Consider the following 25,222-nt stretch of genomic DNA (forward strand, 5'->3'; position numbering starts at 1 on the left):
CCATGCTCGAACTCACCGACATCGACGCCGGCTACGGGCGCACCCAGGTGCTGCACGGCGTGACGGTGCCGACCGGGAAGGTTGTGGCCGTGCTCGGCCACAACGGCGCTGGCAAGACGACCCTGCTGCGCCTGGCGATCGGCCTCATCAAGCCGACGCGGGGGCGCGTGGTGTTCGACGGCGAGGACATCACGTCGCTTGCCCCCAGCAAGCGCGTCGCTCGCGGCATGGCGTACGTGCCGCAGGGTCAGCAGGCGTTCGGCCAGCTGACGACGCTCGAGAATCTGCAGCTCGTCGCCGACGGGCGCCGGGGCGGCAAGGCGCTCATCGACGCGCAGCTGGCGCGCTTCCCCGCGCTGGAGAAGTTCGCCACCCGAAAGGCCGGCCTGCTCTCGGGCGGGCAGCGCCAGCAGCTCGCGATCGCCCGCGCCCTCATCACCGAACCGAAGCTGCTGATTCTCGACGAGCCGACGGAGGGCATCCAGCCCACCATCGTCGCCGAGATCGAGCACACCATCGTGCAGCTGGCCGAGGAGGGCATCAACGTGCTGCTGGTCGAGCAGCACATCGGCTTCGCCCTCCAGGCCGCCGAGCGCTACGTCGTGCTCGCCTCCGGCTTCGTCACACAGACCGGCGACGGGGGTTCCGCAGCCGCCTCCACCGTGCGGGCCGCCATGGCCATCTGAGTCGACATGACGCGCGCCCGCAGCCCGCAATGCCGTGGAAACAATCGACAGGGAGGATGCCCACGCCAGGTGCCTTAGGGGATGCCATTGTGTCGACAGACAACGCGCGCGCGGCCGCGGACGACAGCCTCGAGGACTATGCCTTCCGCTATGTTCCGCGCACCTTCCGGCGCTGGAGCGCGGCCTCCGTCGGCGCGACCGCACTGGGGTCCATCGCGTTCCTCGCGGATTTCTCGATCGGCGCGAGCGTCGGCATCGACCACGGCACCGCCAACGCCGTGCTCGGCATTGTGTTCGCGTCGGTCATCATCCTCATCGTGGGCGTGCCCGTCGCCTACTACGCGGCCCGCTACAACCTCGACCTCGACCTCATAGCCCGCGGTTCGGGATTCGGCTACTACGGCTCGATCATCACGACCGTGGTCTTCGCAGGATTCACCTGCATCTTCTTCGCCCTGGAGGGCGCCATCATGGCACAAGGGCTGCAGGTGGCGACGCAGATGCCGCTGTGGCTCGGTTATCTGATCTCGACCGTCGTCGTGATCCCGATCGTCATCTACGGCATGCGCGCGCTGGAGCGCCTACAGTTCTGGACCACGCCCCTGTGGCTCGCCCTCGCGCTCCTGCCGTTGCTGTGGATCCTCTTCTCCGATCCCGAGGCGGTGCAGGCCTTCACGTCGTTCACCGGCAACTCCGACGGCTCGGTCAGCTTCGGTGCCGTCGTGTCGAGTGCGGCCGTGTGCTTCGCGCTCACCCCGCAGCTGGCGGAGCAGATCGACTACATCCGCGCCATGCCGCCGCGCATGCCGGCGAATGCCCGTTCGTGGTGGACGTCGTTCGCGTTCGCCGGTCCGGGCTGGGTCGTCTTCAGCGGTACCAAGCAGGTGATCGGGGTGTTTCTCGCCGTCTACCTGCTGGTGAAGGTCGAACCCACCCTCGGGCATCAGGCGACCGAACCGGTGAAGCAGTTCGTCGGGATGTACCAGACCCTCATCCCCGACTGGCTCGCGATCATTCTCGCCCTCGTGCTCATCGTGGTCGCGCAGATCAAGATCAATGTGACCAACGCGTACTCGGGCTCGCTCGCGTGGTCGAACGTCTTCACCCGGGTGGCGAAGCACTATCCGGGCCGCACGATCTTCGTCCTGTTCAATCTCGTGATCGCGTACGTGCTCATGATGATGGACGTCTTCACCCTCATCTCCTTCGTGCTGAGCCTCTACGCGAACGTCGTCATGGCGTGGCTGGTGACGATCGCCACCGACATCGCGATCAACAAGTGGCTGCTGCGCATCTCGCCGCGCTACCCCGAGTTCCGACGCGGCATGCTGCACGACTGGAACCCGGTGGGGCTCGTGTCAGTCGGGCTCGCCACGGTGCTGTCCCTGCTCGCCTTCTCCGGGCTGTTCGGGGCCGCCGTCAAGCCGTTCTCGGTGCTCATCGCGATCGGCGTCGCGATCGTCGCCACGCCGGGCATGGCGGTGGCCACGCGGGGGCGCTACTACCTGCGCCGCCGCTCCGACGGCATCGATTCCCCCATGTTCGACGACGACGGCAATCCTTCGGGCGAGCGGCTCCGGTGCCACGTCACCGGGTATATGTTCGAGCGGCCGGATATGCTGGCCTCGGCCGAGCGGGGACCGCACGGCGAGATGCAGTACGTCTCGTCGCTGGCGCTCACGCTCGACGACTCCGATCGCTACGTGCTTCCGCCGGAGGTCACCGGGCCCCCGCGCTGGGTGACCGCCCGAGGGAGGGGGACCTGATGGAGGAGTCGGTCGACACCGCGACGGCGATTCTCGCGAGCGCTGCGGTGCTTCTGCGCGAGCACACGTTCGACGACATCTCCTACCGTGCCCTCGCCGACAAGGTCGGCATCTCGGAGCGCACGATCTACCGCCAGTACCCCACGCGCGCGCACCTGCTCGCGGCACTCTCGAACTGGATCGAGCAGGCCTACTTCCCGCTCCCACCGTTCGTGACCATGTCCGATTTCCGGGCCGCCGTGCACGAGCGGTTCCGCGCCTTCGACGCGGCGCCCGCGTACGCGTACGTCGGCGCCCGGGCGTCCGCGATCTCGCCGACGCTCGACACCGAGCCGGCCTACATCACGCGTGCGATCGAGGCGATGCTCGACGTGGCGGCGCCGACGCTCAACCGACGGGATCGGCGGCGGGTCGCGGCATCGCTGCGCTACTTCTCATCGGCGATGTTCTGGGCGCGCCTGCGCACGAGCTTCGACCTGGATGCGGTCGAGATCTGCGACGCGTTCGACCGCGCCGTGGACGCCGTGTTCGCCAAGCTGCCCGACGCGACGTGGGCGCAGCCGTGACCGGGTCGAAGCCCGTCCCGGCGTTGAGCGGCACGCAGGCGGCGATCCTCGCCGCCTACGCCGAACTGATCGAGGAGGTCGGCAGCGACGACGTATCGTACCGGCTCATCGCGCGCCGGGCCGGCATCGCCGAGCGCACGGTCTTCCGCAACTATCCCACCCGCGTCGACCTGCTGCTGGCGACCGCGGCGTGGATCGAGGCAACGGTGTTCGCCCGCGAGGAGTCGCACTCGATCTTCGACATCCCCCTCGCGATCCGCGACGCGATGCAGCGCTACGACCTGCGCCCGGAACTCGCGCACGTCGTCGCGGAGACGGCGATGCGCGGCGTGAGCGGCGCGGCGCCGTCTCCGGGCCGGGCCCAGCTCGAGCGGCTGCTCGATGCCGAGGTGCCCTCCCTCGACCCGGCGGAGCGCAGGGCGGTCATCGCGGCGTTGTCGCACCTCGACTCCGCCGGGACCTGGGTGACGTTCCGCCGCGAGTTCGGTATGGACCGGCGCGACATCGCCGACGCCGCCGCGTGGGCGGCGGAGGCGGTGCTCGACAGCATCCGCGACCGCGTCGTCGTTGGTTAAGCGACCGTCGTCAGCAGCCGGCCGGTGACCCGCTCCGCCGCGATGGGCCCGACACGCGCGGGTCCAGGGAGCTCCCGCGGTGGTCACCGAACCAGACAGCCTCAGTCCGGGCAGTCGGGGAGTACGTCCGCGATCCGTGCCGCGTCCGCGGCGTCGTACGGGACCGGCGGCGCCTGTCCCGCGGCGAGCAGTTCCCGATGACGGGACGCCAGCTGCTTGAGGTTGGTCGCCACAACGACTGCCGGGTCGATCGCTTCCGGCGGGCGCCGCCGACCACGCCCCCACCGCACCCGACCCAGGTAGCCGGGCTCCTCGGTGGTGGTGTCACGCCGGCCGGGCAGGTTGCCGGGGGGCATGGGGACGGCCCATTCGCCTGGGATCGAGCCCCGATACACCGGCGTTCCCCAGAAGTGGATGACGTAGCCGCGACCGGGCATGTCGTTGCTGTCCATGAGCCGCACCGGTGGGAGGTGTAGCCCGCCCTCCGCCTGCAACTCACCTCGGATCCGGGCGATTTCGCTGAGTGCGGTGCCGCCCAGGTCCGGGTCGAACGGGCCGAGCACGTCATCGCCGATGATGATCCGCACCGGGTCGCTGCGGTTGGCGGCGGCTTCCGCCTGTAGTTGCCACGTCGCGGCGATCTCGGTGTCTCCTGCCTCGGCGGCAAGGGCCGCCAGGTCGGCAAGGACCTGTTGCTCCACCCCTGTCGCGCGAGACTTGCGGGCCAGCGCCAGGGCGGTGAGCAGGATCGGCTCGGGGTCCGCGCCGCGTTTCGTCTGGATGGCCGCCAGCTCACGCAGAAGCAACGCGATGGATTCGTCGTCGTCGGCGTCCTGGTAGCGCAGGATGCCCGCGCGTAGCCGACAGGCGGCCTCGTGCAGGTTGTTGCCGGCTTCGGCGACTTTCGCCAGTAGGCGATATGTCAACCCTTGCCCGGATAGATCCTCCAGGTCGGTGTGCAGCGCGAGCGCTTCAACCAGGCTGGGCTCGGCTTCGGCGTGCTGGTCGGCCTCGATGAGGAGGGAACCCAGCCGCACCAGGGTGCTGGCCGCCCCCGCGCGGTCGTCGGTTTGTGGCGAGCGCTGCAGATCGAGCAACCGACCCAGGATCGCGGCGAAATCGTCGGGTGCGCTGTCGAGGTCGTACGCCGTCTCGACGAAGGCTTGCCAGGCTCGGATCTCAACCTCTGCCGCGTCGGCGGCACGGGCCAGCGCGGCCGCCTGCCGTGCCTTGCTCAGCGCGGCATGCGTCTCGCCGGCCGCCTGGTCGGTTTGCATGTCGGACAGCAGTGCCTCTATCTGGCCCAGGGGAGAGCTGCCCTGTGCGAGCAGCTCGTTCGCGGCGGCGACCGCGCGCCGAGCCTCGGCCTGGTTGCCCTGCTGGCGGAAGATGTTGCTCATCCGGGTGAGCAGCTCGGCAGCGCGGACCGTGTCGCCGATCTCCAGCACGGTGTCGACCGCCTGCTGGTACTGGTCTATCGCTTCGGGGAGCTGGTTTCGCAGGAAGGCGACCTCACCGTCGAGCATGCAGTTGATCGCTTCAACACGCTTGGACGGGAGCAACTGGTTGGCGCGGTGGGCCCGATCCAGGAACTCGGCGGCCCGGTCCGCGTCCTGCTGTAGCAGCCAGCCGGCCGCCATCTCCTGCAACGCCACTGCCTGGTGCAGGATCTGGCCGTTGCGCTCGTAAATGTCCAGTGCAACGGCCATCGCCTGCGCCGCCTCCTCCGGAGAGGCGAATCGGATCATGAGGTCCGTGGCGCGGTACAGGACGACGTTGGCGTACTCCTGGCCGTTGTCGGGGAGCTGTCGAGCGATCTCCGCAGCCTCGTCGAGCATCCGTTCCGCGTCGGCTCTGGCCTGGGGACCATGCTTACGGAGAAGCATGCGAGCGGTCTGGCGTAGGCACCGGGCCAATATGTCCGGTCGGCTCTCCTGCCTGGCGAGTTCCAACGCCTCCAGCGCGTCCGCGGTTGCCGCGGGCACGTTCCGGTTCTCCTGAAAGTAGGAGCGGTCGACCAGAATGGTCGCCCGGTCGATGTCGTTGTCCGTTGGACACAGCTGGATTGCCTGCTGGTAATAGAGCTCGCCCTTGTCGGCGTGGCCCAGCTCCGCCTCGGCGGAGGCCAGCACCAGGTACAGAAGGTGATGCGGATATGCGGTGACAACCGCCGAAGCGACTTCGATCGCCTCGGTGGTCTGGTACTGCGAGAGGGCGAGCATGCTGAGCGCCACGGCCGCCGGCACGATAAGGTCGGCTCGTTGGGACACGTTCGCCAGGCGGTATACCTCGGCCAGGATCGACCGGTTCGGTTTGGTGTGGTCGACGTGCCCGGCCAGCACTTCGGCGGCGGCGGCGTGCTTCGCCCGCTGCGAATCCGCATCGGTGTCGCGTAGCCGGGCCTGGAGGAGTGGCGGCACCAGATACCGCGGCTGGCCCTCGTGCTCGAGCAACTCCAGCAGGCTGAGACCCTCAAGGTCGGCGCACCGCCGCTCGGTCTCCGCGAGGGAGTCGCCGGCCAACGTGGCCAGCACTACTGCCGGCACGTGCAACTGGTACGGGGTGGCGACCTTCAGCAGCCGTTGGCTCGCTGGATCGCGGCTGTCGAGCAACAGGTCTGCGGCGATCTCCACATCCAGGAAGTCGTCGCGGCACGCGCGCAGCTTCTCGCGCACGGCGGCGTCGTCCAGCGCCAGGTTGCGCTGGGCGATCGCGAGGAGGAAGGTCAGCGCACGTGGATTTCTGCCGGCCAGCTCGCGCACGCGACGGAGGGTCCGGTCCGTGAGATCGCGACTCGCCGACTCCCTTGTGATCATCTTGTCGAGGTCGTACGGCTCGGGTGCCCGCAGTTGGAAGACATCGAGGAAGCGCAGGCAGTCCAGGTCTGGGCGGTACCGGCTGGTTATCAGGATACGGTGACCACGGTTGACCGCATGGATCGCGAGCACCAGCGCGGTCAGGGTATCGGCGGCGTCCGTGGCCAGCAGTGGCTCACCGTCGCGAAAGGCGATCTTGTGCCGGTTCTCCTTCGTCACGTGTTCTGGATGGGCCCGATAGTTGATTTCGAACTCGTCGATCACGAACAGAAATGCACCGGACACTCGCTCGAGCAGCAGCTGGAGCAGCCGTCGCGGTGGATGGCCCGCCCTGCGGATCTCGTCGAGTTGCACGGCCGGATGTGGGTGGTCGCCAATTGCGGCCAGAAGCGAAGCCATGGTGAGGTAGCGGCCGGCAAGACCGACCGTCCAGGCGAAGTCCCTGGGACGGTTGTCCCGGAGCAGGCCGAGCACCCGGCCGACGAGGGCGGTCTTGCCGATGCCACCGAACCCGTGGATGAGCATGCCGACTTTTTCGCCACCCGACGATTGATCGAGCGCTCGCAGCGCGCGCTGCGCCTCTCGGCGGCGTCCGATGAACTTGCTGGGGTCGGGCACCGGGATGCCCACCGCCCAGGTGCCGGCCCCGGGCAGCGAGGAGACGTCCGGCATCTCGTCGGGGGCGGCGCTGACCAACGGTCCGGTGAGCCGGCCGGCGGTGGTGAGCCGGGCGAACATACGCAACAGATGCCAGTGCGTCACGCCTCGGCCGATGAGCGCGCGGTACGTGTCGGCCAGCGCCTCGGCGGGAGAAAGACCGCGGTGCAGCGCGCCGTAGAGGGCCGCGGCCGCCGTGCTTGCCGCAGCGTCGGACACCGGCCGGCCCCAGCCGATGACAACAGGCGTGGTGATTCTCCTCGCCAGCTCTGCCGAAAGAGACGGCACGGCGCCGGCATCAGCGTCTTCTGCGGTGCGGCAACCGGAGAGGAACAGCACTGCGGGCGGCCGGAACTGCAGGGCGCCGGCCAGATCTTCCGCGCTTGCGTAGTACCGCTGACCCGCCACCGTTTCGGTGATGAAGCGTGGTCCACCTATGGTGTGGCTCGCATGCCCGGTCAGGTGCACGACGTCGAAGGTGCCCTCCGGGTACGACTCGACCATTCGGCGGAACTCGGCGAGGTTTCCACTCGACTCAGGCTGGATCCGTGCTGCCGGCCGGTCCCGTGTGGCAGCGCGGATGCTCGCTTCTTCAAGTTCGTAGTCCAGGGGGACCGGCACGTCGTCCGGAGCGCAGCCCATGAACAGCAGGCGCAAGGCCGAGTTCCGTGGGGTTCGGGCCCGGGCCTGGCCGCGTACCCACCGTACCGGTACTACTGGAAAGGGCGCCGCGACCAGGAAAGACCGCCCATCGTGCAGCAGTTCCCACGGCAGGTGGGTCAGGCGATGGCTCATCTTCAGCGCCAGGACCAGTACGGTCCATGAGCCTTCGGTGCGTTCGATGTAGCTGGATAGGAGCCGGCGTGGCCGGTCGAGAAAGGCGAAGAGCTTCTGGCCGAGACTTTCCAGCCAGGCCAGCCGTTCGTCTGGGTCCTCCGGCAACGGGGCGTAGTAGTCAACCTCGGCCCGGTTGAGCATCTCGCCGAGCTCGCTCAGCGGAATCTCGATCGGCTCGTGCAGCGGAATGTCCCGGTCGCGGATGGTCAGTCGTACGACGTCGACGTCGACCTGATCCAGGTCAATATGGAGTACCTGCTCCACCGTCAGGCCGGCCGGTCCGGACGGGATGGGTCAGCCAGCAGCTTGGCGATCTCCGCCGCAGACATGGGATCGAGGAGAATCCGCCGATTGTCGATATTGATAATGACTTTCTCGATCGCCTTCTCTTGGCCCGGACGACCGCGCGCCTTCCATCGCTCGCGCCATTTCACGATCTGGTCAGCGATGGTGACCGCGCTGCCGGCGACGCCGGCGATCGTCGCGATCACCGTCACCGTCTCCATGATTTTCTCCGGCTCGGCGGATTTCTGGATCCGCCAGTCCAGGACCAATCCATCGATGGTGGCAAGTTCCCGGGTGGCCTCCACGGCCTCAACGCCCTCGACCAGTAACTGCGTTGTCATAAGCCCCCTTCGGTCCCGAGCTCCTTTGTATCAGCCGCGCCGAACGGATCGACATCATGGAATCGGTTGAACGACCACGCGTTTTGGCGACAGCCAACCCGACGTTCGACGGCAAGGTCCGTGGCGGGCGAAGGGGAGTTGGCGCGTGAGGCGGCGCGTTCCGGCGAGCGGGCCGGCCAGCGCGTCGCTCAGTGGCATCGCCGCGAACGACGTGAGGCGATCCCAGGGAGGCCACACGGGCCGGGACCTACTTGTCCAGCTGCTGCGGCAGGCAAGGTGCTGGTCTACACGATCGTCGTCAGTACCCGCCCGGTGACCAGGTCCACGGCGATGGTGCCCTTGAGCCGGGAGTCCAGGGACACGTCGCGGTGGTCGCCGAGTACATACAGCCGGCCATCCGGCACCGTCACCGGAGCGCATCCGGTGTCGGGCCCGTCCGGCGTGCCGAAGGTTCGCGTGCCTGCCGGCAGGTACGGCTCGTCGACAGGCGTTCCGTTGCGGATCAGCTGACCGTCGGCGCAGGAGATCGTATCGCCCGGCAGGCCCACGACCCGGGTGATGGACTCCCGCTCCCGACCGGGGCGGTCCGGGTCGGTGACGGCGATGACGTCGCCGTGGTCCAGGCCGGTGAGCCGGAAACCGATCCGGTCGACCAGCACACGGTCGGCGATGCTGAGCGTCGGTTCCATGGAGCCGGACGGGACGTAGCCGACGGACAACGCACACTGGTCGATCATCACCATGACCCCGAGGGTGACCAACACCGTGCCCAGCACCTGGACAACCGGGCGAAGCGGGCGGGGGAGGGCCGCGATCAGGCGGGCGTCCGGCAGGTGGCGGGCGCGATCACGCCAGACCGTCCACGCGCCGCTGGCCGCCCAGCGCAACGCCTGCCGACCCCCGTCGACCTCGTCCAGCTCGCGCAGCATGCCCTCGCCCCAGTCGGTGCCACGGGCGGCGCGCCCGCGCGCCGCCCAGGTCAGGACCAGCCGGGCCAGCCGGTAGGCGGCGGTCTCATCGCGTGCCGCGGTCATGTCGCGGTCCTCGGGGTCGTGGCCGGCCGCACGCGCTTCGTCGGCGCGGGCGCGGCCCCGGCGACGCGGTCGCGGGCGAGCGCCGTGCCGTCGGGGGTGAGGCGGTAGGCGTGGCGGGGCGGGCGCCCGGGGACGGTGGGCTGCTCCCAACGCGTGGTGAGCAGCTCGCGCTCGGCCAGCCGCATGAGGATGGGGTAGAGGGTGCCCGACGGCAGGCCGGTGCGCTTGCTCAGCGCGTACCCGTAGTGCCAGCTCTCGGGGTCCTCCAGCAGTGCCGCGAAGACGCGCAGCGTCTGCGGCGAGGTGTCGGGACGTCTCGGCATGACCGAAACTCTACATATAAAGACTTAGAGTGGTCAATGGTCGGGGATAGACGGCGTTGGCTGTCACCGGTACCGTGAGAGCGCTCTCTTGGCGTTGATCAATTCGTACCCAAAGGAGATACGGATGCCGCCCACCCCTGACCGCGCTCCCATGCTGAGCCGTCGACGCCTGCTCGCGGCCGCGGCGTTGAGCGCGGTCGCACCGGCCGTGGCGGCGGCATCGCCCGCCACGGCGGCCCCGGCGCACGGAGCCGGCCGGCTTGTCGACAAGGGCCTGAGCCAGCCCGTCGACCGGGCCTTCGGCTACCTCGACACCGTCATGGACGCCTACGCCGGCGGCGCCACCCCGCGGCTGCTGCAGAGCTACAACAACGAGTCCGGCCTGATGACGACCGCGTTCGTGTACGACAACGCGCTGGCCGTCATCGCCTACCTGTCCCGGCCGACCGCCGCGAACGTCGCCCGGGCGAAGGTCATCGGCGACACGTTCCTGTGGATCCAGGGCAACGACGAGGCGTACACCGACGGGCGGATCCGGCAGGCGTACGCGGCCGGGCCGATGCTGTTCTACGGCTGGTGGCCGTACTTCCCGGGGCTGGTGCGCGAGGACGGCAGGGCCGCATTCCTGTGGCCGTACGGGTTCAGCGGCTCGGCCGTCGGCGACGTCGCGTGGGTCGCGCTGTCGCTGACCCACCTGTACGCGCACACCCGCGAGCGCAGGTACCTCGACGGGGCGGTCGCGATGGGGGAGTGGATCACCGCGACGAGCACCTCCCCGTACGCGTACGGCGGCTACCTCGGCGGGCTGCAGGCCGACGGGGTCACCCCGCAGCGGTGGTGCTCGACGGAGCACAACATCGACGTGTACGCCCTGTTCACCCTGCTGGCACGGTACACAAAGGACCGTCGCTGGACGGGTCGCGCCAAGGTCGCGGGCGACTTCGTCCGCGCGATGTACCACAAGCGCGGCGGCTACTACTGGACCGGCACCCTCGGCGCCAACCCGGCCGACGACCCGAACCTCATCAACACCGCGATCCTGCCGGAGGACGTCAACACCTGGGCCTACCTGAGCCTCAAGGAGAAGCCGGGCGCGATCGACTGGACGGCCCGCAACCTGGCGGTGACGGACACCCCGTCGGCGCCCAACTCGCAGCTGCCGCCCGGCGTGACGGTCTCCGGGGTGACGTTCAGCGACATGAGCAAGACGTTGACCGGCCCGGTGCCCAACGGCACCGGCGACAACAACCCGTCGGCGGTGTGGCTGGAGGGCAACGGTCACCTGGCCGCCGCGCTCGTGGCGCGGGACGGTCACGGCGACCGCAAGCGTGCCGTGGAGTACCTGCGCCAGGTCGTCGTGGCGCAACGCGCGCTGGGCGGCGGGCAGACGGTCGGCCTGACCTCGGATCCGGAGGGCGGGCGGCTGTCCGACCCGGGCGGGGGCGGCACCTGGACGGGCCAGCCGCTGCCGGCGGGTGGCGGCGTGGTGTCGGCGAGCAGCGCGTTCGACACGGGCTTCGGGTTCGGCTACTTCCAGCGCCAGCACGTCGGCGCGACGAGCTGGTTCCTCATCGCGGCGACCGGCACCAACCCGTACCGCATCTGATCCGCTTGTCGTGGAGCGTCCGCCGGCCGATGCTCCACGACACAACACTATCCTAGGATGGTTAGGGGGTGTGACCTGGACCCGGCCAGCCGGCCGCCATGAGCGCTGCCCGTACGGTGGCGGCAACCATCTCCGGCCGGTCACGGACGATGTGGGCGGGAAAGCGGTACGGGCGGTGAGGCGCCGCCGTCGTGCCCGTGGAGCGCGCTCCAGCGCGTCGAGCAGGTCGTCGAGGCGGATCAACTGCTGCTGGAAGCAGGCCGCGACGATGGCCATGGCCTCCCGGTCGGTGCGCGCCCACGATGCCGCGTCGACGATGGATCGTGGCGCTCTGGTGCGCGGCGGCCGGCCGCGATAGACATCACGCATGGTGAGGGCCGCCGTTCGGCGCACCAGCACACCCTTCGGTGGACGGGTGTCGCGCCGCTCGGCCGGTAGCAGAAGGAACAGGGCGGGTGCGGTGAACCCACGCAGGCCGTGCGCCTGCAACGCGGTCAGCCCGGCCAGTGGCGCGGGGGCTCCGTCGCCGACGGCCAGTGAGGCGACCCACAGGCGCTGTGTCTGCGTCAGCTCGCCGCTGTGCGTGACGAGGATGCCGCGGTATGCGCGTTGCCAACGACGCGAACGCAGCCTCGCGGCGATCGCGTGGCGGCTCATGAAGCGCAACGCCTGCCTGACGGCGAGCACCCCATCCTGCCGTTCACGTAGCTCTTCAAACTCGTCCACGCGGGCGATCCTGCGCCGTCGCTCCACGAAAGACGTGCCGTCTCACCACCTCTGTGGACAACACCCACCCCTGTGGATGACGCCACTGCGGTGGACGACACCCCCCAGTGGAGACGCCCACCTCTGTAGAGACGCGCAGACCCTTCGAGATCTTGGCATAGAAAGCCGCCTATAGTCGGCCTTTCATGCCAAGATCTCAAAAAGGAGTGGCGGGTTACAGCTCACAAAGAGGGGTTACCTCGTTGCCTGGGTGGCTAGGAGTTCGGCCAGCTCAGCGGGCTTGGTGATCATGGGCCAGTGGCCGGAGGCCAGGTCGACGAGTTCCAGGTGCTTGGCCCGGGACAACTCCGGGACGTCGCCGGCGTCGATCCAGGCGCGGGCCTGAGCGGGCGAGAATTCGGGGCAGATGACCACCGCCGGGACGTCGGAGCGGCGTTCGTCCGTCAGCCGGACGACGCCGTTGGCGACCCCCTCGGGTACGGGGATCGCGTGGGAGGCGATGGTGCGCCGGGCCTGTTCGTCGAGGTCGGCGGAGTCGGCGCCCTCGAACGGGCCCCAGCCCGGGAAGGGCATCGCGCCGTCTTTGATCTCGAAGAAGCTGGCGTAGGTCTCGCCGTCGTTGGCGGGGAAGCCGCCGATCAGTACGGTCTTCGCCACGCGGTCGGCGCGCGCGTCGGCGGCCACCCAGGCCAGGGTGGCGGCGGCGGAGTGGCCCACCACCATGGGCCTGCCCGCCGTCGAGTCCACGGCGGCGAGTACCGCCGCGACCTGGTCGTCGAGCGTGGTGGAGGTCGAGGCCGGCAGGGTGACCGGGATGGGGCGGTGGCCGAGCGTGTCCAGCGTGGAGGAGACGTCGTCCCAGACGGAGCCGTCGAGCCACAGGCCGGCGATGAGCACTATGTCCATGCGCCCCACGCTAGGGCTAATTCCGGACGATCTACTGCCGGTTCGTTAGCCTGTCGGCGTGCCCAGCGACATCAGCCCCACCGCCCGGGCCCTGCGTACCCTGGAGATCCTGCAGGCCCGCCCCGGCACCACGGCCGACCAGCTCGCCGAGCGGCTCGGCGTCACGGAGCGCGCGGCGCGCCGGTACGTCGGGATCCTGCGGGAGGCCGGCATCGCGGTCGATTCGGCGCGGGGCCCGCACGGCGGGTACCGGCTGCGCCGCGGTGCGAAGCTGCCGCCGATCGTCTTCACCCAGGGCGAGGCGCTCGGGCTGGTGATGGCGGTGCTGGACGGTCAGCCGGCCGCCGTGGACGGCGACGACGTGGTGGGTGCCGCGCTCGGCAAGGTGATCCAGGCGCTGCCCGAGGGGGTGGGGCGGCAGGCGGCCGCGCTGCGCGCGTACGCGGCCGCGGCGCCCGACCGGTACTCGGCGCGTCCGGACCCGGAGGTCACCAGCGCGCTGGTCGCCGCCGTCGCGGCCCGGCGCCGCGTCGCCCTCACGTACCGGAGCGTGGCCGGCAGCGAGTGGCAGGCGGAGGTGGACCCGTGGGCGGTCGTCGTCCGGTACGGGCGCTGGTATCTGCTGTGTCACTCCCACCGCGCGGACGCCATCCGGACGTACCGGGTCGATCGGGTCCGGGCGGTCGGGCAGACGGCGCACGGTTTCGAGCCGCCGGAGGGCCTCGATCCCGTGGCCGTGCTGGAGGAGAACCTGGGCACCGGGTGGGAGTTCACCACGCGGGTGGTGTTCGACGCACCGCTGGCGGACGTGGCGCCGTGGGTCCGGCCGCCGATGGGCCGCCTCACGGCGTGGGGCGACGGCTGCGTGCTCGTCGGCAGCACGGGCAACCCCCGCATGTACGCGCAGGAGTGGCTTCCCGCCGTGCCCTTCGCCTTCCGGGTGGAGGGCGGGCCGGAGTTGCGCGCGGCGGTCGCCGCCCTGGCCGCCCGCCTGACGGCCGCCGTCGCCGACACGTGACCGCCGGGCAGGGGCAGGGTGTTACCGGGCCGCGAGGTGCTTGCGGTGGTACGTGCGGACCAGGTCCTCGATCGTCGAGCGGAGCTCGATGAACCTGGGGGTCCGCTTCACGGTGAGGTCGCGGTCGTCCGGGAGGTCGACGGTGACGTCCGAGGCGATCCGGCCGGGGTCGCTGGCCAGGACGACGACGCGCTGGCCCAGGAAGACGGCCTCCTCGACGTCGTGCGTGACGATGATGATCGTCTTGCCGGTGTCGGCCCAGATGCGGCGCACCAGGACCTGCATGTCCTCCTTGGTCTGCACGTCCAGGGCGCCGAACGGCTCGTCGAGGAGCAGCACGTCCGGCTCGCAGGCCAGGGCCCGGGCGATCGCGACCCGCTGGCGCTGACCGCCGGACAGCTGCTTGGGCAGGGCGCGCGCGAGGTGCGACAGGCCGGTCTCGGCGAGCCAGTACGCGACCCGTTCGCGACGCTCGGCGCGCGGGAGGCGGCGCAGCAGTTCCAGGCCGAACCCGACGTTGCGTTCCACCGTGCGCCAGGGGTAGACGGCGCCGCTCTGCACGACGCAGCCACGGTCGGGGCCCGGGCCGGTGATCTCGGCGCCGTCCAGGGTCAGTGACCCGCTCGTCGGCCGCAACAGGCCCGCGATGAGCGACAGGAGCGTCGACTTGCCGGAGCCGCTCGCCCCCACGATGGCGAGCAGTTGCCCGCGCGGCACCGTCAGGTCGATCTGTTCGAGGGCGGTCACCGGGCCGAACGCCATGCCGACGCCGGCGAGCGTGAGGGAACCACGGGCGCTCACGTCCACCTCCCGACCACGTCGCGCGTGATCCGCAGCGTGATGTCGATGGTCACGCCGATGAGGGCGATGACCACGAGTACGGCGAAGATCTGGTCGACCTGGGCGAACCGCTGGAACCGGATGATCCGGTACCCGAGCCCGGTCTCGGCGGCGACCAGCTCGGCGACGACGACGTAGCTGACGGCCGCGGCCGCGTTGACCCGGATGGCGTCGATGATGCCGGGCAGCGAATGCGGGATGATCACCTTGCGGACGACCTCGCCGACGCGCGCGCCCAGGGTGTACGACACGTCGATGAGCGGGAGGGGCACCTGTCGCACGACGTCGGCGGTCATGAGCGTGTTGAAGAAGACCGTGGCGATGAAGATGAGCGTCATCTTCGGCTCCTCGCCCAGCCCGAGCCAGATGAGCAGCAGCGGGATGAAGGCGCTCGCCGGCAGGTACCGCAGCAGCCCGATGAGCGGCTCGAACAGCGATTGGGCGCTGCGGAACGTGCCCATGAGCATGCCCAACGGCACCGACACCGCGATGGCGGCACCGAACCCGGCGAGGACCCGCGACATGGTGGCCCACACGTCGGTGCCCAGCTGCCCCGAGCGTCCCATGGCCATGAGGGCGTCCCACGTGTCCAGCGGCGTGGGCAGGTACTGCGCGGGCTCGACGCCGCCGCTGGCCGCCACCGCCCACCAGGCGGCGACCGGCGCCACGATCGAGGCCGTCGCCAACAGCCACCGGGTACGCCGCGGCAGTGGGGTTCGCGGGCGCAGGAGGGCCGGCACCGGCCGGGCCGCACGGCGCCGTGGCAGCGCCGTCCAGCCCGGCCGGGCGGGTGCCTCGGAGGTCACCGTGCTCACCCCGTGGCCGCCTTGACGAAGGTGTCGTTGAACAGACCGTCCAGTGACGGCTTCGTCGGCGCGAGGCCGGTGTCGACGAGGAACTGCGCGATCTGCCCCGCCTGGTAGTCCAGGTTCGCCGGGGTGTTGCCGGGCGTGAACGCCGCCAGGTTCTGCTCCCGCGTGAAGATGGACGTGCCCGCGTCGTACTCCTTGTACTCGGCGTCGGTCACGCCGCCCTTCTTCGCCATGATGGCGATGGCCTCGTCCCTGTTCGCGGCGATCCACGCCACGGTGTCGAACCAGGTGTTGACGACCGCCTGCACGGCCGCCGGGTGCTCCTTGACGAAGTCGGCGGTGAACACGAGGTGGTCGGGGATGGCGCCGGGGAAGTCCTTCGAGGTGGCGATCGCCTTGCTGCCGGGCAGGGCCAGCGCGGTGGTCGTGAACGGCGCGAACGCGCCGACCGCGTCGACCTGACCGCTGGCGAACGCGGCCGCCGCGGCGTCGGTGAGCAGCGGCTTGAGCGTGATGTCCTTTTCGGTCAGGCCGGCGCTCTTGAGCGCGAGCAGCAGCAGGTAGTGGTCGACGGTGTACTGCTCGACCGCGACCGTCTTGCCCTTGAGGTCGGCGACCGTGTTGATGCCCGGCTTGGCGATGATCTGGTCGTTGCCGGACGAGTTGTCGTTGACCAGCACGATCGTCTGCTTGGCGCCGCCCGACAGCGAGCCGATGGTGTCGTTGAGCGTCTGGCTGTTCGCGTCGACCTTGCCCGTGGCCAGGGCGGAGAGGCTGTCGGTGTAGCTGTCGAAGTACTTCAGGTCGACCTTGACGTTGTGCTTGGCGAACAGGCCCTTCTCCTGCGCCACCTGCCACGGGAACCAGCCCGGCCAGGCGCTGAACGCCAGGGTCACGGTCACGTCGTCGCCGCCGCCCGCGGCGGGGGTGTCGACGACGGGGTCCTCGCCGCACGCGGCGAGCAGCAGCACCGCGCTCGCGGCGGCGATGGCACGGCCAAGAAAGGAACGCTTCATATCCGGTCTCCTATGCGTCATGCCCGGCGCTTCGGCAGGTGGCCGGCGCGCACCAGGCAGCCGAGGGTGTCGCAGATGACACGCGTGGCGATCAGGGACGTGATCTCAGCGTTGTCGTAGGGAGGGGAGCACTCGACGACCTCGATGCCGGCGAGTGGCTTGGCGTCCGCGATGATCTGGATGAACTTGAGGACCTCGCGGGGAAGGAACCCGCCGGGCTCCGGCCAGCCGGTGCCCGGGACGAAGGCGGCGTCGAGGCAGTCGACGTCGAAGGAGAGCCACACGGCGTCGGCGCCGTCCCAGGCGACCTCGAGGGCGCGCTCGGCGGCCGCCTCGATGCCCATCTCGACGCAGTCGGTGACCGTCATGATCGTGGTACCGCGTTCGCGGCCGACCTTCACGCCCGGCCGGGGGGCCTGCCAACCGCCGATGCCGATCTGCACCAGGTTCTTCGGCGGTACGTTCGGGATGTCCGTGGCGTGGAACCAGGGCGTGGTGTGCATCCGCTCGTCGAGGTCGGTCTCCTGGGTGTCGACGTGCCGGTCGAAGTGGATGATGCCCAGGTTGCCGGTCATGTGCTGGGCGACGCCGCGCACCGTGGGGTAGCCGATCGAGTGGTCGCCGCCCAGCACGACCGGGAACGCGCCCGACTCGTACACGTGGGCCACGGCCTTGGAGATCTGGTCGAACGTCTTCTCGATGTTCGCGGGGATGGTGAAGATGTCCCCGAGGTCCGCGATGGTGATCGACTCGCGCAGGTCAACACCCAGTTCGAAGGAGTACGGCCCGTAGAGCGCGGAAATCTTGCGGATGCCCTGCGGCCCGAACCGGGTGCCCGAGCGGTACGTCGTCCCGCCGTCGAACGGGGCGCCGAGCACGGCCACGTCGTATTCGCCGCAGCGGCGCACGTCCTCCAGGTAGGGGGCCTTGAGGAAGGTGTTGATGCCCGCGAAGTGCGGCAGCTCGCCGCGGGAGAACGTGGGGATGCGCTTGTCGACGATGGAATCGGCGCCGGGCAGCCCGTACTCGAGGCCGCGGGCGATCTCCTCGTCCCACTTCGTCGTGGGCAGTTCCGCCTCGCGCTCGACGGCGTAGCGGGCCTCCGGGCCGTACTTGTCGTGCAGCCCGTGCGGGTTGTCCTGGTGCGGGTGGTGGTGATGATGGAAGCCCATCGGGCCCTCCCGGGTGGACGGCCTGGCCGGAACAACAGCCAGGTCTGGCTGTCTCCCGGGTTTTTGTCCCGCCGTGGAGTGGCCGACCGTTCGGACACCTGCGCCTCTCGGACCAGACCCGCATGCCGCGACGGAACCCTAGGCGCGCCCCACCAGGTGGTGAGTCGTCCAGTAGTAGACCCCTGATCCGTTTCGACCCACGCCACTAATTGTTACGACCGTGTATCCGCAGCCTCACCGGCTCGACGTGCTCAGCGGCGAACGCCGTATATCAGGGCGGTGACGCAGCCGATGATGGCGACGGCCCCGCCCACGAGCCAGGCGATCCAGGTCGACGTGGCGACCCCGTTCTCGCCGTTGAGCCCGACCAGCGCCGCGATGATGCCGACGACGGCGGTGAGCGTGACGTACCAGCCGACCATTGCGAGCGACCCGATCAGCGCGGGGCGCGCCGCGTTGCGGCTGCCCGGGCGGAACAGGTACCGGTTCACCGTGGCGGACAGTCCGGTCACCAGCGCGATGACCAGCAGCATCTCGTTGTTCGCGGGGGCGCCTGCCCGACCGGCTGGCCAGGTTCGCGCCGGCCTGAGGTCGTCGGACCCGGTCCCTCGCTGGAACTTGCCGCACTGCCCGAGATGCTCGACTACCACCCGGGGCGGCGCGAGCTGTTCGGTCCCGGCCGCACCGTCGCGCTTCACGCCACCGACGCCCCGCATGTCGTTCGGCTGACCGGCGGCAGTTGCGTCCGGCCGGCGCCGCCGTCATCATGGTTCACATGATCGCTCACAACAGGAAGGGCGTGTTCGCCCTCGCGCGTTGATCGCGCCCGCGCGGCGTAGTACCGCCGCCGTCCGACCCCTCGTCGAGCACTGGTCGCGCGCCGTGGAGATCCGCCAGGAATGGCTGGCCCACGGGCTGTCCACCGAACCGGCCGACCGAACCGCCGCGCAGGGTTGCATCACCCGCCTCTACGCGCGAGTCTCGCGCCCCCGACCCCGCTTCGTCTGGGTCGACTCACCCCGTTCGGCGTTGCCCCTGGTGGCCGGCCTGCCCACGCACGAGGCGCTGCACTCGTGGGTACGCGACCGGCGCCCGCCCGGCAAGCCGCCCGTCATGAGTGACCTGCTCGCCGCGCTGTCGCGGCTGCGCGGCTCGCTCGAGGAAACCCTCGTCCATCCCGACCTGCTGCCGGCACCGCCGCCGGCCGCCAAGCCACAACCGAAGTCGGACAAGGCCAGGAAGCCCGACTGGGCGACCCTCACGCCGACCGACGCGCTGGTCGCGGGCGCCCCGCTGCGTGAGGTGCTGCGCATCAGCGTCTGGCACGCGTTACGGACCAGTCTCGCCGACGGCATCTATCTGCCGGTGCGCGCGGCCCTGCCGACGGACGGGCCCGTCCCGTCCGCGTTCTACGGCCAGCAGGACGCGTACTGGGTCGCCTTCTACGACGCGCTGCGTCGCCTGGGCCTCACCCGCTACGGCCGCGCCGACGACGCGCAGCTGGACGACTGGGCCATCCTGGCCCGAACCTGCGGCTGGTGGTGGCCCGGCGAGGACGTGTGCGTGATCGTCGAGCGGCCCGCCGCCTTCCGCGGCAATGCGTTCGTCGAGTACCGCGACGGCTGGCGTCCAGACCTCCGCGACCGCGGCCTGGTCCTGGCCGCCTGAGAAGGTGGTGCGGGAGGGCGTTCGCGCTCTCCCGCACCGCTGCGGCAGGGCAACAGGCGGGGCGCTCGCCTGATCAGTTGCCGGCGCTCTCGTAGCGGCGTAGGCCCCTCCGGAACACCCACCAGGCCGCCACCACGCAGTAGACGGCCACGATCGGGGTGAGTAGCCCGAGTTTGGCCTGATCACCCCGGTCCAGCAGGACCGCGACCGGGAAGAAGCTCACGAAGGCGAACGGCACGACCACGCCGATGAAGAGCCGGACGCCGAGGGCGTAGATGGTGATCGGGTAGCGGGCCAGGTCGCCGACCTGGTGCAGGGCGTAGCCGAACACGCTGACCGGGCCGGCGATCCAGAACGACCCGGAGTTTGTGCCCAGCGAGATCGCGGTCTTGATCACGATGGCGCTGATCAGCAGGAGGACGCCGAGCGCGACGGTGCCCAACGACCACTCGATACGGCTGTTCGCCACGCCCAGGCCCAGCAGGACGCCGCCCACCACGAGGTTGCCGGCCCCGTGCAGGCCGACGTCGCTGCCCATCACCTGCAACGCCACCGGATAGGGCCGCACCAGCAGGTAGTCGAGTTCGCCGAGGTTGATGCGCCGGGCCAGGCGCCAGGTGCCCTCGAAGAACAGCGACCCGACGCCCTCGCCGATGCTCACCATCGCGTAGACGGTGACGACCTCCCAGAATGCCCAACCGTGCAGCTCGGGGATCTTCGCGAAGATGGCGCCGAGGAACACCACACCGATGACCTGGGTCAGCGCCGCCGCCCCGATCATGATCCAGAAGTCGGCCTCGTACTGCAGGGCCGCCCGCAGGTGGGCGCCGAGCAACCGCCGGTAGAGCCGTACCGTCCGTCGCATCTCAACCCCCGTGGATCGTCACGCGCTTGATGGCGTGCCGGAAGATCAGCCGCGCGAGCAGCCACAGCACGACCACCCAGCCGAACTGGGTGGCGATCATGACGAGCGCCTCGGTGCCGCGCAGCTGTCCGATGTAGACCAGCGACGGTGTGGCGGCCATGCTGGCGAACGGCAGCACGGCGGCGGTGCTCTGCAACCACTGCGGAAAGAACACCAGCGGCACCAGCGCGCCCGAGAACAGGCTGACGATCACCAGTCGCGCCCAGTGCACGCCGAGATAGTTCTGGGTGTAGAAACACGCCAGGGCCGACAGGTACACGATGAGGAATCTCAACGGGAGCACGGCCAGCAGGCTGAGCACGAACAGCGACCCGCCCGACCAACCGGGACCGGGCACCGGCCCCGTGAACGCGATCACCCCGGCGCACACGACGAGCGCCATCGCGATCTCCGTCCAGGCGCCGCCGACCACCTCGGCGAACCGGGCTCCCTGATAGTCGACCGGCTTGGTCAGGTCGATGGCCACCATGCCGTCCTGGATCCGCCCGGCCATCCGCCAGTCCGCCGCCTGCGACACCAGCGCCCCGCACAAGAACCCGACCAGCAGGTACGCCTTCATGTGCGGCCAGTCGAACCCCTCCAGGGTGCGTCCGGACCCCAGCATCACGCCCCAGATCGCCAGCATCGCGAACAGCTGGAACATCAGCGCGAAAAGGCTGAGGACGAAATTCAACCGGTACGCCAGCACCGCGCGCGCCTGCATCTTCGCCAGCGTGACGTACTTCCTCACGGCCGCTCACCGGCCAGCCCCAGGTCACCGGCGTAGACGCGGCGGATCACGTCCTCGATGGCCGGCTCGTCGAGCCGGAAGTCCGCCACCTCGCCGGCCGCCAGCAGCGCCGACATCACCTGGGCGGCCGTGTGGGTGAACCGGTCGAAGCGAATCGTGAACGACTGCTGGCCGCCCTCGATCTCGGCGCCCGGCAGTAGTTCGGCGAGCCGCTCGGGCGCCACCGGGGCCGTGAAGTCGACATGCAGCCGGCGCTCGCGGGCGAAGCTGTCCTTCACGTGGGCGATGCTGCCGTCGAAGATGATCCGGCCCTCGTCGATGATGACGATGCGCTGGCACACGTCCTCGATGTCGCCAAGGTCGTGGGTGGTCAGCATGAGGGTGGTCCCGTCGGCGCACAACCCGCGCAGGAACGCCCGCACCCGGTCCTTCACCGCGATGTCCAACCCGATGGTCGGCTCGTCGAGGTAGACCACGCGCGGGCGGTGCAGCAGGGCGGCCGCCAGGTCGGCGCGCATGCGCTGGCCCAGCGACAGCTTGCGGGCCACCAGCGGCAGCAGTTCGCCGATGCCCAACACGTCGTCGAACTGCTCCAGGCGCTGGCGGTAGTCGGCCTCGCCGACGTCGTACAGGTCGCGCAGCAGGGCCAGCGACTCGCGTACGGGCAGGTCCCACCACAGCTGGGTGCGCTGGCCGAACAGCACCCCGATGTTGCGGGCGTTGGCCGTGCGGTCCCGGTGCGGCACCACCCCGGCGACCCGCACGTCCCCGGCGCTCGGCACGAGGATGCCGGTGAGCAGCTAGACGGTCGTGCTCTTGCCCGCTCCGTTTGGTCCCACGTAGGCGACCGCCTCACCTTCGGCGACCGTCAGGTCGACATGGTCGACGGCCACGTGGTCGGTGAAGCGGCGGGTGAACAGATGAGCGAGCGAGCCACCGAGGCCCTCCCGTTTGTCCGGGCGGCGGAACGTCTTCGTCAGGCCAGTCGCTTCGATGATCGGCACGAGTGGATCTTATGGTCCGACCGTGTGGCCTCGACGTGGTATCCCGCTGGTTGGTCGCGTCCGGCTCATTATCCCTTGTGGACATGTTGTTCTCGGGTGGTCGGGTCGGCCGTGGACACCGTGCCGTGCGAGACCGCGTCGGCTTAACTTGGAGCCATGTCGTTCTTCACTGACGCACGGCGGTTCGGGCGAGCGGTGCTGTGCCTGGCCGTCGTGGCCACGCTCGCCGCGTGCCGCCATGACCGACCCGCCGGGTCGTCACCCGACACGGAACCCGAGGACTCGGGGGCGCGGTACCGACTCGTCGACAACGTGTGTCGGCGCGCCGATCTCGGTCGGCTCACCGTCCGGTACCCCGTCGTGTCACACGATGAGCCCGTCACCGACGTGGACGTCAGCAACTGCCAGGTGACGCTGCGGACCACCAAGGAGTCGACCGACAGCGTGACCGTGACCATCTCCGCGCACGTGGCCCGCACCCCGTCGATCGCCGCGACGGCGTTCAGCCTCGCGTCCGGCCTCGACAGTACGGGCGACTGCGTGGCCGTCGACGCGCTCGGCACGGTCGCCCGCAGGTGCGATGTCCCCGATGCCCGCTCGAAGCTCCACGTGTACGACGGAGACCTCTACCTGCGGGTGGACTGGTTCCCGACACTCGAGCTCACCGCCGAGATGACCCTGCTCGCCCGCGACGCGCTGACCGTGCTGCGCGCGTCCTGACCGGTGCCGCTCGTCTTGCGGGTGCCTGCGAGGATGTGTCGCATGGCAGCGACCAAACTGATCGAACTCGATCCCGGCAAATACTCCCTGCTCCTCGATGCCGGGAGCACCCAGGTGGACGACATCGTCGCGGACCTGGGACACGAGCCCAACGGGTACTTCTGGGCGGGTGTCGCCCGACGGCTCGTGGCCACCGAGGTTCAGCACCTCGACGGGCGCTTCGGCTACGACCCGGAGGCGGGCATGTTCTGCGCGTACGGCACCGACCGCGAGGCGCTCGCCGAGTTGGGCGGGCTGCTCGACGCGGTCGCGTCCGACGGCGAGCGGATCCGTGCGATCGTCGCCGAGGCCGAAGCCGAGGGGTTCGACTTCGACGACTGAGCCAGCCGGCGGCCGGACGGCAATGGCGAGACCACCCGTCCGGCCGGCGCCGCGCTCAGGCCGGTCAGTGGTCGAGGTCGGCGGCGAGCGAGGCGGGGGCGCGCATCCGCCACGCGTCCGTGACGAGTTCCGCGAGGCGGTCGACGTCCACCTGCGCCAGTCGCACCATGACGAGGGGCATCCCGTCGTAGGCGGGCGTGGTGAAGAACAGGTCCGGCTCGCCGAGCAGCAGGGCCTGCTTCTCCGCCTCGTCGCCGACGTACAACACCGCGATGTCGGTGCGGATGACCCGCGGCTTGCCCGGCCGGCGCTCCGGGTACGACCAGACGAACCCGTGGTTGCCGACCCGGAAGTCGAAACCGTCGCTGTCGATCTCCGTCACGTGGGGCAGACCGAGCGCCAGCTTGCGTACGTCGTCCGCGTCAGCCACCGAGACCCCTCACAAACCCACCTCCCGCACCCACAGGCTAACCACCGACCCGGTGTAGATCTTCGGGGCGTTGGGTCGCCATAGCGACCGCGGGCCCCGAAGATTCATTCGCGGCCCCTCATCCGACGGGGCGAACCTCGATCACGCGGGTCGTGGGGGCGGCCTGGCCGGCCTGATCGCGGGCGGCGAGGCGGTCCGGGTCGGCCAGGAAGGAGTCAACGCCGGACCGGTCCGCGAACCGGATCACGTGCACCTCCGTGGCCCCGTCCGTGCCGCGCAGGCGCTGTTCGACGGCGCCGCCGTGGCGGCCCAGCAGCGCCAGCACCGCGTCCTCGTAGCGCTGCCCCGCCTCGGCGTGGCCGGGCACGAACTCCACCACCGCGACGAGGAGAAGCTCACCGGACGGCTCGTCATGGGTCACCGTGCGACCCTAGCCCAACCCTGCCGGGTGTCGGTCAGCCGAACAGGTCGTCAATCGACGTAGCGGTGACCGCCCGCCGGATCCAATCGTCGAGCTGCGCCAGATCTGTGGTGGTCACGATCCGTTCCCGGTCCGCGTCGGTGACCTCGATGCCCCGGGTGGCGAGGACCGCGAGCACAGCTTCCGCGCGTCCCTCCGCCTTGCCCTCCGCCTTGCCCTCCGCCTTGCCCTCCGCCTTGCCTTCCGCCTTGCCTTCGGCTTCGCCGGCGCTGAAGTACCGGCGCGCGAAATCGCTTTCGAACCGGTGCGGCGTGGTCGTCATGAGCGCCTCCAGATGGTCGCGTGCGGCCGCCGGCAGCACTGCGAGGACGATGTCAGCATACAAGTTGGCTCGGACGCTATCGACCGTTGCCAGCCCCGCCAACAGGGCTTCGAACAGGGGTTTCTGGTCCGGGCCGCCGTCGCCGTGGGCGATCGCCGACAGTACGGCGACCTCGGGGAAGCGCCGTGCGGCCGCCGGGTCGGTCACCACGGGCACCTGACGCGGCCCGAGCACCGTCGGGGTCAGCACGAAGCCCGGGTCGCTCACCACGATGGGCGTGGCGCACCATTCGGCCACGACCGGTGTGGGACAGACGACGAGCAGCACGACCTGGCAGCCCAGCCGGGCGTAGAGGGTCGCCACGTAGGCGGGCCAGCTGCGTCGCTTGCGTGGGTCAGGGCGGAGCTGAACCTCGACCACGACGGCCAGCACGATGGTGTCGTCCTCCGTCAGCGTGACGACGAGGTCGGCCCGGTACTCGGTGGGGACAACATCGGTGAGGTCGCTTGGCGAGACACGGGCCTGCTGGAAGGTGGGCACGTGGACGCGCAGCCCGGCGAGCAGCTCTGGCACGAGCGTGGGCTGCTCGCGGAACATCTCGACGAGGATCTCGTGTAGGCGCGAGGGCATGGCGGAGAA

Annotated in this window: 24 protein-coding genes, 1 pseudogene and 1 riboswitch; of the genes and pseudogenes, 9 read left to right on the top strand and 16 right to left on the bottom strand. The window is 69.9% G+C overall.

Going from position 1 to position 25,222, the window contains the following annotated elements; genetic code table 11:
• Nucleotides 1-2: 2 nt before the first annotated feature.
• The 4 genes from ABD191_RS12185 to ABD191_RS12200 all read left to right on the top strand — a co-directional run bounded on the left by ABD191_RS12185 (nt 3) and on the right by ABD191_RS12200 (nt 3,593).
• Entirely contained in the window at nt 3-686 is a 684-nt protein-coding gene (locus ABD191_RS12185) for an ATP-binding cassette domain-containing protein (RefSeq protein ID WP_344080338.1), read from the top strand.
• 89 nt (nt 687-775) lie between these two features.
• Nucleotides 776-2,452, top strand: a complete 1,677-nt coding sequence (locus tag ABD191_RS12190; RefSeq protein ID WP_344080341.1) for a purine-cytosine permease family protein — start codon at nt 776-778, stop codon at nt 2,450-2,452.
• Nucleotides 2,452-3,018 carry a TetR/AcrR family transcriptional regulator gene (locus tag ABD191_RS12195; RefSeq protein ID WP_344080344.1) on the top strand — a complete coding sequence of 189 codons (567 nt, stop codon included), beginning with the start codon at nt 2,452-2,454 and terminating at the stop codon, nt 3,016-3,018. The genes ABD191_RS12190 and ABD191_RS12195 overlap by 1 nt, the downstream gene beginning before the upstream one ends.
• A complete protein-coding gene (locus tag ABD191_RS12200) occupies nt 3,015-3,593 on the top strand; it encodes a TetR/AcrR family transcriptional regulator (protein WP_344080347.1) in 579 nt (192 codons plus the stop codon). Before ABD191_RS12195 ends, ABD191_RS12200 begins: the two co-directional genes overlap by 4 nt.
• Nucleotides 3,594-3,694: 101 nt before the next feature.
• Here ABD191_RS12200 and ABD191_RS12205 read toward each other — a convergent pair whose 3' ends face one another.
• The 4 genes from ABD191_RS12205 to ABD191_RS12220 all read right to left on the bottom strand — a co-directional run bounded on the left by ABD191_RS12205 (nt 3,695) and on the right by ABD191_RS12220 (nt 9,886).
• Nucleotides 3,695-8,167 carry an FHIPEP family type III secretion protein gene (locus tag ABD191_RS12205; RefSeq protein ID WP_344080350.1) on the bottom strand — a complete coding sequence of 1,491 codons (4,473 nt, stop codon included), beginning with the start codon at nt 8,165-8,167 and terminating at the stop codon, nt 3,695-3,697.
• A 2-nt stretch (nt 8,168-8,169) separates the two neighbouring features.
• Nucleotides 8,170-8,529, bottom strand: a complete 360-nt coding sequence (locus ABD191_RS12210; protein WP_344080353.1) for a hypothetical protein — start codon at nt 8,527-8,529, stop codon at nt 8,170-8,172.
• 284 nt (nt 8,530-8,813) lie between these two features.
• Nucleotides 8,814-9,563: a signal peptidase I gene (gene lepB, locus ABD191_RS12215; protein ID WP_344080356.1), complete on the bottom strand. Its 750-nt coding sequence runs from the start codon at nt 9,561-9,563 to the stop codon at nt 8,814-8,816.
• On the bottom strand, nt 9,560-9,886 hold the full coding sequence (locus ABD191_RS12220; protein WP_344080359.1) for a PadR family transcriptional regulator: 327 nt from the start codon (nt 9,884-9,886) through the stop codon (nt 9,560-9,562). The genes lepB and ABD191_RS12220 overlap by 4 nt, the downstream gene beginning before the upstream one ends.
• Before the next feature lie 124 nt (nt 9,887-10,010).
• On the opposite strand from ABD191_RS12220, the gene ABD191_RS12225 reads away from it, so the two are divergent.
• Nucleotides 10,011-11,492 (top strand): hypothetical protein, encoded by a 1,482-nt coding sequence (locus ABD191_RS12225; protein WP_344080362.1) that lies wholly within the window; start codon nt 10,011-10,013, stop codon nt 11,490-11,492.
• 960 nt (nt 11,493-12,452) lie between these two features.
• Here the strand turns inward: ABD191_RS12225 and ABD191_RS12230 are convergent.
• Nucleotides 12,453-13,124: an alpha/beta fold hydrolase gene (locus ABD191_RS12230; protein WP_344080365.1), complete on the bottom strand. Its 672-nt coding sequence runs from the start codon at nt 13,122-13,124 to the stop codon at nt 12,453-12,455.
• A gap of 58 nt (nt 13,125-13,182) precedes the next feature.
• On the opposite strand from ABD191_RS12230, the gene ABD191_RS12235 reads away from it, so the two are divergent.
• A complete protein-coding gene (locus ABD191_RS12235) occupies nt 13,183-14,142 on the top strand; it encodes a helix-turn-helix transcriptional regulator (protein ID WP_344080368.1) in 960 nt (319 codons plus the stop codon).
• Between the two features lie 21 nt (nt 14,143-14,163).
• Here the strand turns inward: ABD191_RS12235 and ABD191_RS12240 are convergent, their stop codons facing one another.
• The 5 genes from ABD191_RS12240 to ABD191_RS12260 all read right to left on the bottom strand — a co-directional run bounded on the left by ABD191_RS12240 (nt 14,164) and on the right by ABD191_RS12260 (nt 18,680).
• Nucleotides 14,164-14,943, bottom strand: coding sequence for an ABC transporter ATP-binding protein (locus ABD191_RS12240; RefSeq protein WP_344080371.1), 780 nt, complete (start codon nt 14,941-14,943; stop codon nt 14,164-14,166).
• Nucleotides 14,940-15,797 carry an ABC transporter permease gene (locus ABD191_RS12245; protein WP_344080374.1) on the bottom strand — a complete coding sequence of 286 codons (858 nt, stop codon included), beginning with the start codon at nt 15,795-15,797 and terminating at the stop codon, nt 14,940-14,942. Before ABD191_RS12245 ends, ABD191_RS12240 begins: the two co-directional genes overlap by 4 nt.
• Nucleotides 15,794-16,810 carry an ABC transporter substrate-binding protein gene (locus ABD191_RS12250; RefSeq protein ID WP_344080377.1) on the bottom strand — a complete coding sequence of 339 codons (1,017 nt, stop codon included), beginning with the start codon at nt 16,808-16,810 and terminating at the stop codon, nt 15,794-15,796. The genes ABD191_RS12245 and ABD191_RS12250 overlap by 4 nt, the downstream gene beginning before the upstream one ends.
• A 17-nt stretch (nt 16,811-16,827) precedes the next feature.
• Nucleotides 16,828-17,982: an agmatinase family protein gene (locus tag ABD191_RS12255; protein ID WP_344080380.1), complete on the bottom strand. Its 1,155-nt coding sequence runs from the start codon at nt 17,980-17,982 to the stop codon at nt 16,828-16,830.
• Nucleotides 17,983-18,032: 50 nt separating this feature from the next.
• A riboswitch (guanidine-I (ykkC/yxkD leader) is annotated at nt 18,033-18,135 on the bottom strand.
• 98 nt (nt 18,136-18,233) lie between these two features.
• Nucleotides 18,234-18,680 carry a hypothetical protein gene (locus tag ABD191_RS12260; protein ID WP_344080383.1) on the bottom strand — a complete coding sequence of 149 codons (447 nt, stop codon included), beginning with the start codon at nt 18,678-18,680 and terminating at the stop codon, nt 18,234-18,236.
• Between the two features lie 184 nt (nt 18,681-18,864).
• Between ABD191_RS12260 and ABD191_RS12265 the strand changes: the two genes are divergently transcribed.
• Nucleotides 18,865-19,650 (top strand): DUF6745 domain-containing protein, encoded by a 786-nt coding sequence (locus tag ABD191_RS12265; protein WP_344080386.1) that lies wholly within the window; start codon nt 18,865-18,867, stop codon nt 19,648-19,650.
• Between the two features lie 73 nt (nt 19,651-19,723).
• Here ABD191_RS12265 and ABD191_RS12270 read toward each other — a convergent pair whose 3' ends face one another.
• The 3 genes and pseudogenes from ABD191_RS12270 to ABD191_RS29395 form a co-directional block, all read right to left on the bottom strand.
• Complete coding sequence (locus ABD191_RS12270) at nt 19,724-20,515, bottom strand: ABC transporter permease (protein WP_344080389.1); 792 nt, start codon at nt 20,513-20,515, stop codon at nt 19,724-19,726.
• A gap of 1 nt (nt 20,516) precedes the next feature.
• Nucleotides 20,517-21,305, bottom strand: a complete 789-nt coding sequence (locus ABD191_RS12275; RefSeq protein WP_344080391.1) for an ABC transporter permease — start codon at nt 21,303-21,305, stop codon at nt 20,517-20,519.
• Nucleotides 21,302-22,309 (bottom strand): annotated as a pseudogene (locus tag ABD191_RS29395) (ABC transporter ATP-binding protein). Before ABD191_RS29395 ends, ABD191_RS12275 begins: the two are co-directional and overlap by 4 nt.
• A 156-nt stretch (nt 22,310-22,465) precedes the next feature.
• Between ABD191_RS29395 and ABD191_RS12285 the strand changes: the two are divergent.
• A complete protein-coding gene (locus ABD191_RS12285) occupies nt 22,466-23,029 on the top strand; it encodes a hypothetical protein (RefSeq protein WP_344080394.1) in 564 nt (187 codons plus the stop codon).
• A gap of 42 nt (nt 23,030-23,071) precedes the next feature.
• Nucleotides 23,072-23,410 (top strand): Imm51 family immunity protein, encoded by a 339-nt coding sequence (locus ABD191_RS12290; RefSeq protein ID WP_344080396.1) that lies wholly within the window; start codon nt 23,072-23,074, stop codon nt 23,408-23,410.
• Nucleotides 23,411-23,474: 64 nt separating this feature from the next.
• Here ABD191_RS12290 and ABD191_RS12295 read toward each other — a convergent pair whose 3' ends face one another.
• The 3 genes from ABD191_RS12295 to ABD191_RS12305 form a co-directional block, all read right to left on the bottom strand.
• Nucleotides 23,475-23,840, bottom strand: coding sequence for an MmcQ/YjbR family DNA-binding protein (locus ABD191_RS12295; RefSeq protein ID WP_344080399.1), 366 nt, complete (start codon nt 23,838-23,840; stop codon nt 23,475-23,477).
• Between the two features lie 118 nt (nt 23,841-23,958).
• Nucleotides 23,959-24,261, bottom strand: a complete 303-nt coding sequence (locus tag ABD191_RS12300) for a DUF1330 domain-containing protein (RefSeq protein WP_344080402.1) — start codon at nt 24,259-24,261, stop codon at nt 23,959-23,961.
• A 34-nt stretch (nt 24,262-24,295) separates the two neighbouring features.
• Complete coding sequence (locus ABD191_RS12305; protein WP_344080405.1) at nt 24,296-25,213, bottom strand: RpnC/YadD family protein; 918 nt, start codon at nt 25,211-25,213, stop codon at nt 24,296-24,298.
• Between the last annotated feature and the right edge of the window lie 9 nt (nt 25,214-25,222).

It is taken from the genome of Luedemannella helvata, assembly GCF_039528415.1.
GTDB lineage: Bacteria > Actinomycetota > Actinomycetes > Mycobacteriales > Micromonosporaceae > Luedemannella > Luedemannella helvata.

Bases quoted from the DNA above. Each gene is read 5' to 3' on its own strand.
- ABD191_RS12185 (WP_344080338.1), top strand. From the start codon at position 3: ATGCTCGAACTCACCGACATCGACGCCGGCTACGGGCGCACCCAGGTG.
- ABD191_RS12195 (WP_344080344.1), top strand. From the start codon at position 2,452: ATGGAGGAGTCGGTCGACACCGCGACGGCGATTCTCGCGAGCGCTGCG.
- ABD191_RS12210 (WP_344080353.1), bottom strand. From the start codon at position 8,529: ATGACAACGCAGTTACTGGTCGAGGGCGTTGAGGCCGTGGAGGCCACC.
- lepB (WP_344080356.1), bottom strand. From the start codon at position 9,563: ATGACCGCGGCACGCGATGAGACCGCCGCCTACCGGCTGGCCCGGCTG.
- ABD191_RS12220 (WP_344080359.1), bottom strand. From the start codon at position 9,886: ATGCCGAGACGTCCCGACACCTCGCCGCAGACGCTGCGCGTCTTCGCG.
- ABD191_RS12225 (WP_344080362.1), top strand. From the start codon at position 10,011: ATGCCGCCCACCCCTGACCGCGCTCCCATGCTGAGCCGTCGACGCCTG.
- ABD191_RS12230 (WP_344080365.1), bottom strand. From the start codon at position 13,124: ATGGACATAGTGCTCATCGCCGGCCTGTGGCTCGACGGCTCCGTCTGG.
- ABD191_RS12250 (WP_344080377.1), bottom strand. From the start codon at position 16,810: ATGAAGCGTTCCTTTCTTGGCCGTGCCATCGCCGCCGCGAGCGCGGTG.
- ABD191_RS12255 (WP_344080380.1), bottom strand. From the start codon at position 17,982: ATGGGCTTCCATCATCACCACCACCCGCACCAGGACAACCCGCACGGG.
- ABD191_RS12270 (WP_344080389.1), bottom strand. From the start codon at position 20,515: ATGCGACGGACGGTACGGCTCTACCGGCGGTTGCTCGGCGCCCACCTG.
- ABD191_RS12285 (WP_344080394.1), top strand. From the start codon at position 22,466: ATGTCGTTCTTCACTGACGCACGGCGGTTCGGGCGAGCGGTGCTGTGC.
- ABD191_RS12290 (WP_344080396.1), top strand. From the start codon at position 23,072: ATGGCAGCGACCAAACTGATCGAACTCGATCCCGGCAAATACTCCCTG.
- ABD191_RS12305 (WP_344080405.1), bottom strand. From the start codon at position 25,213: ATGCCCTCGCGCCTACACGAGATCCTCGTCGAGATGTTCCGCGAGCAG.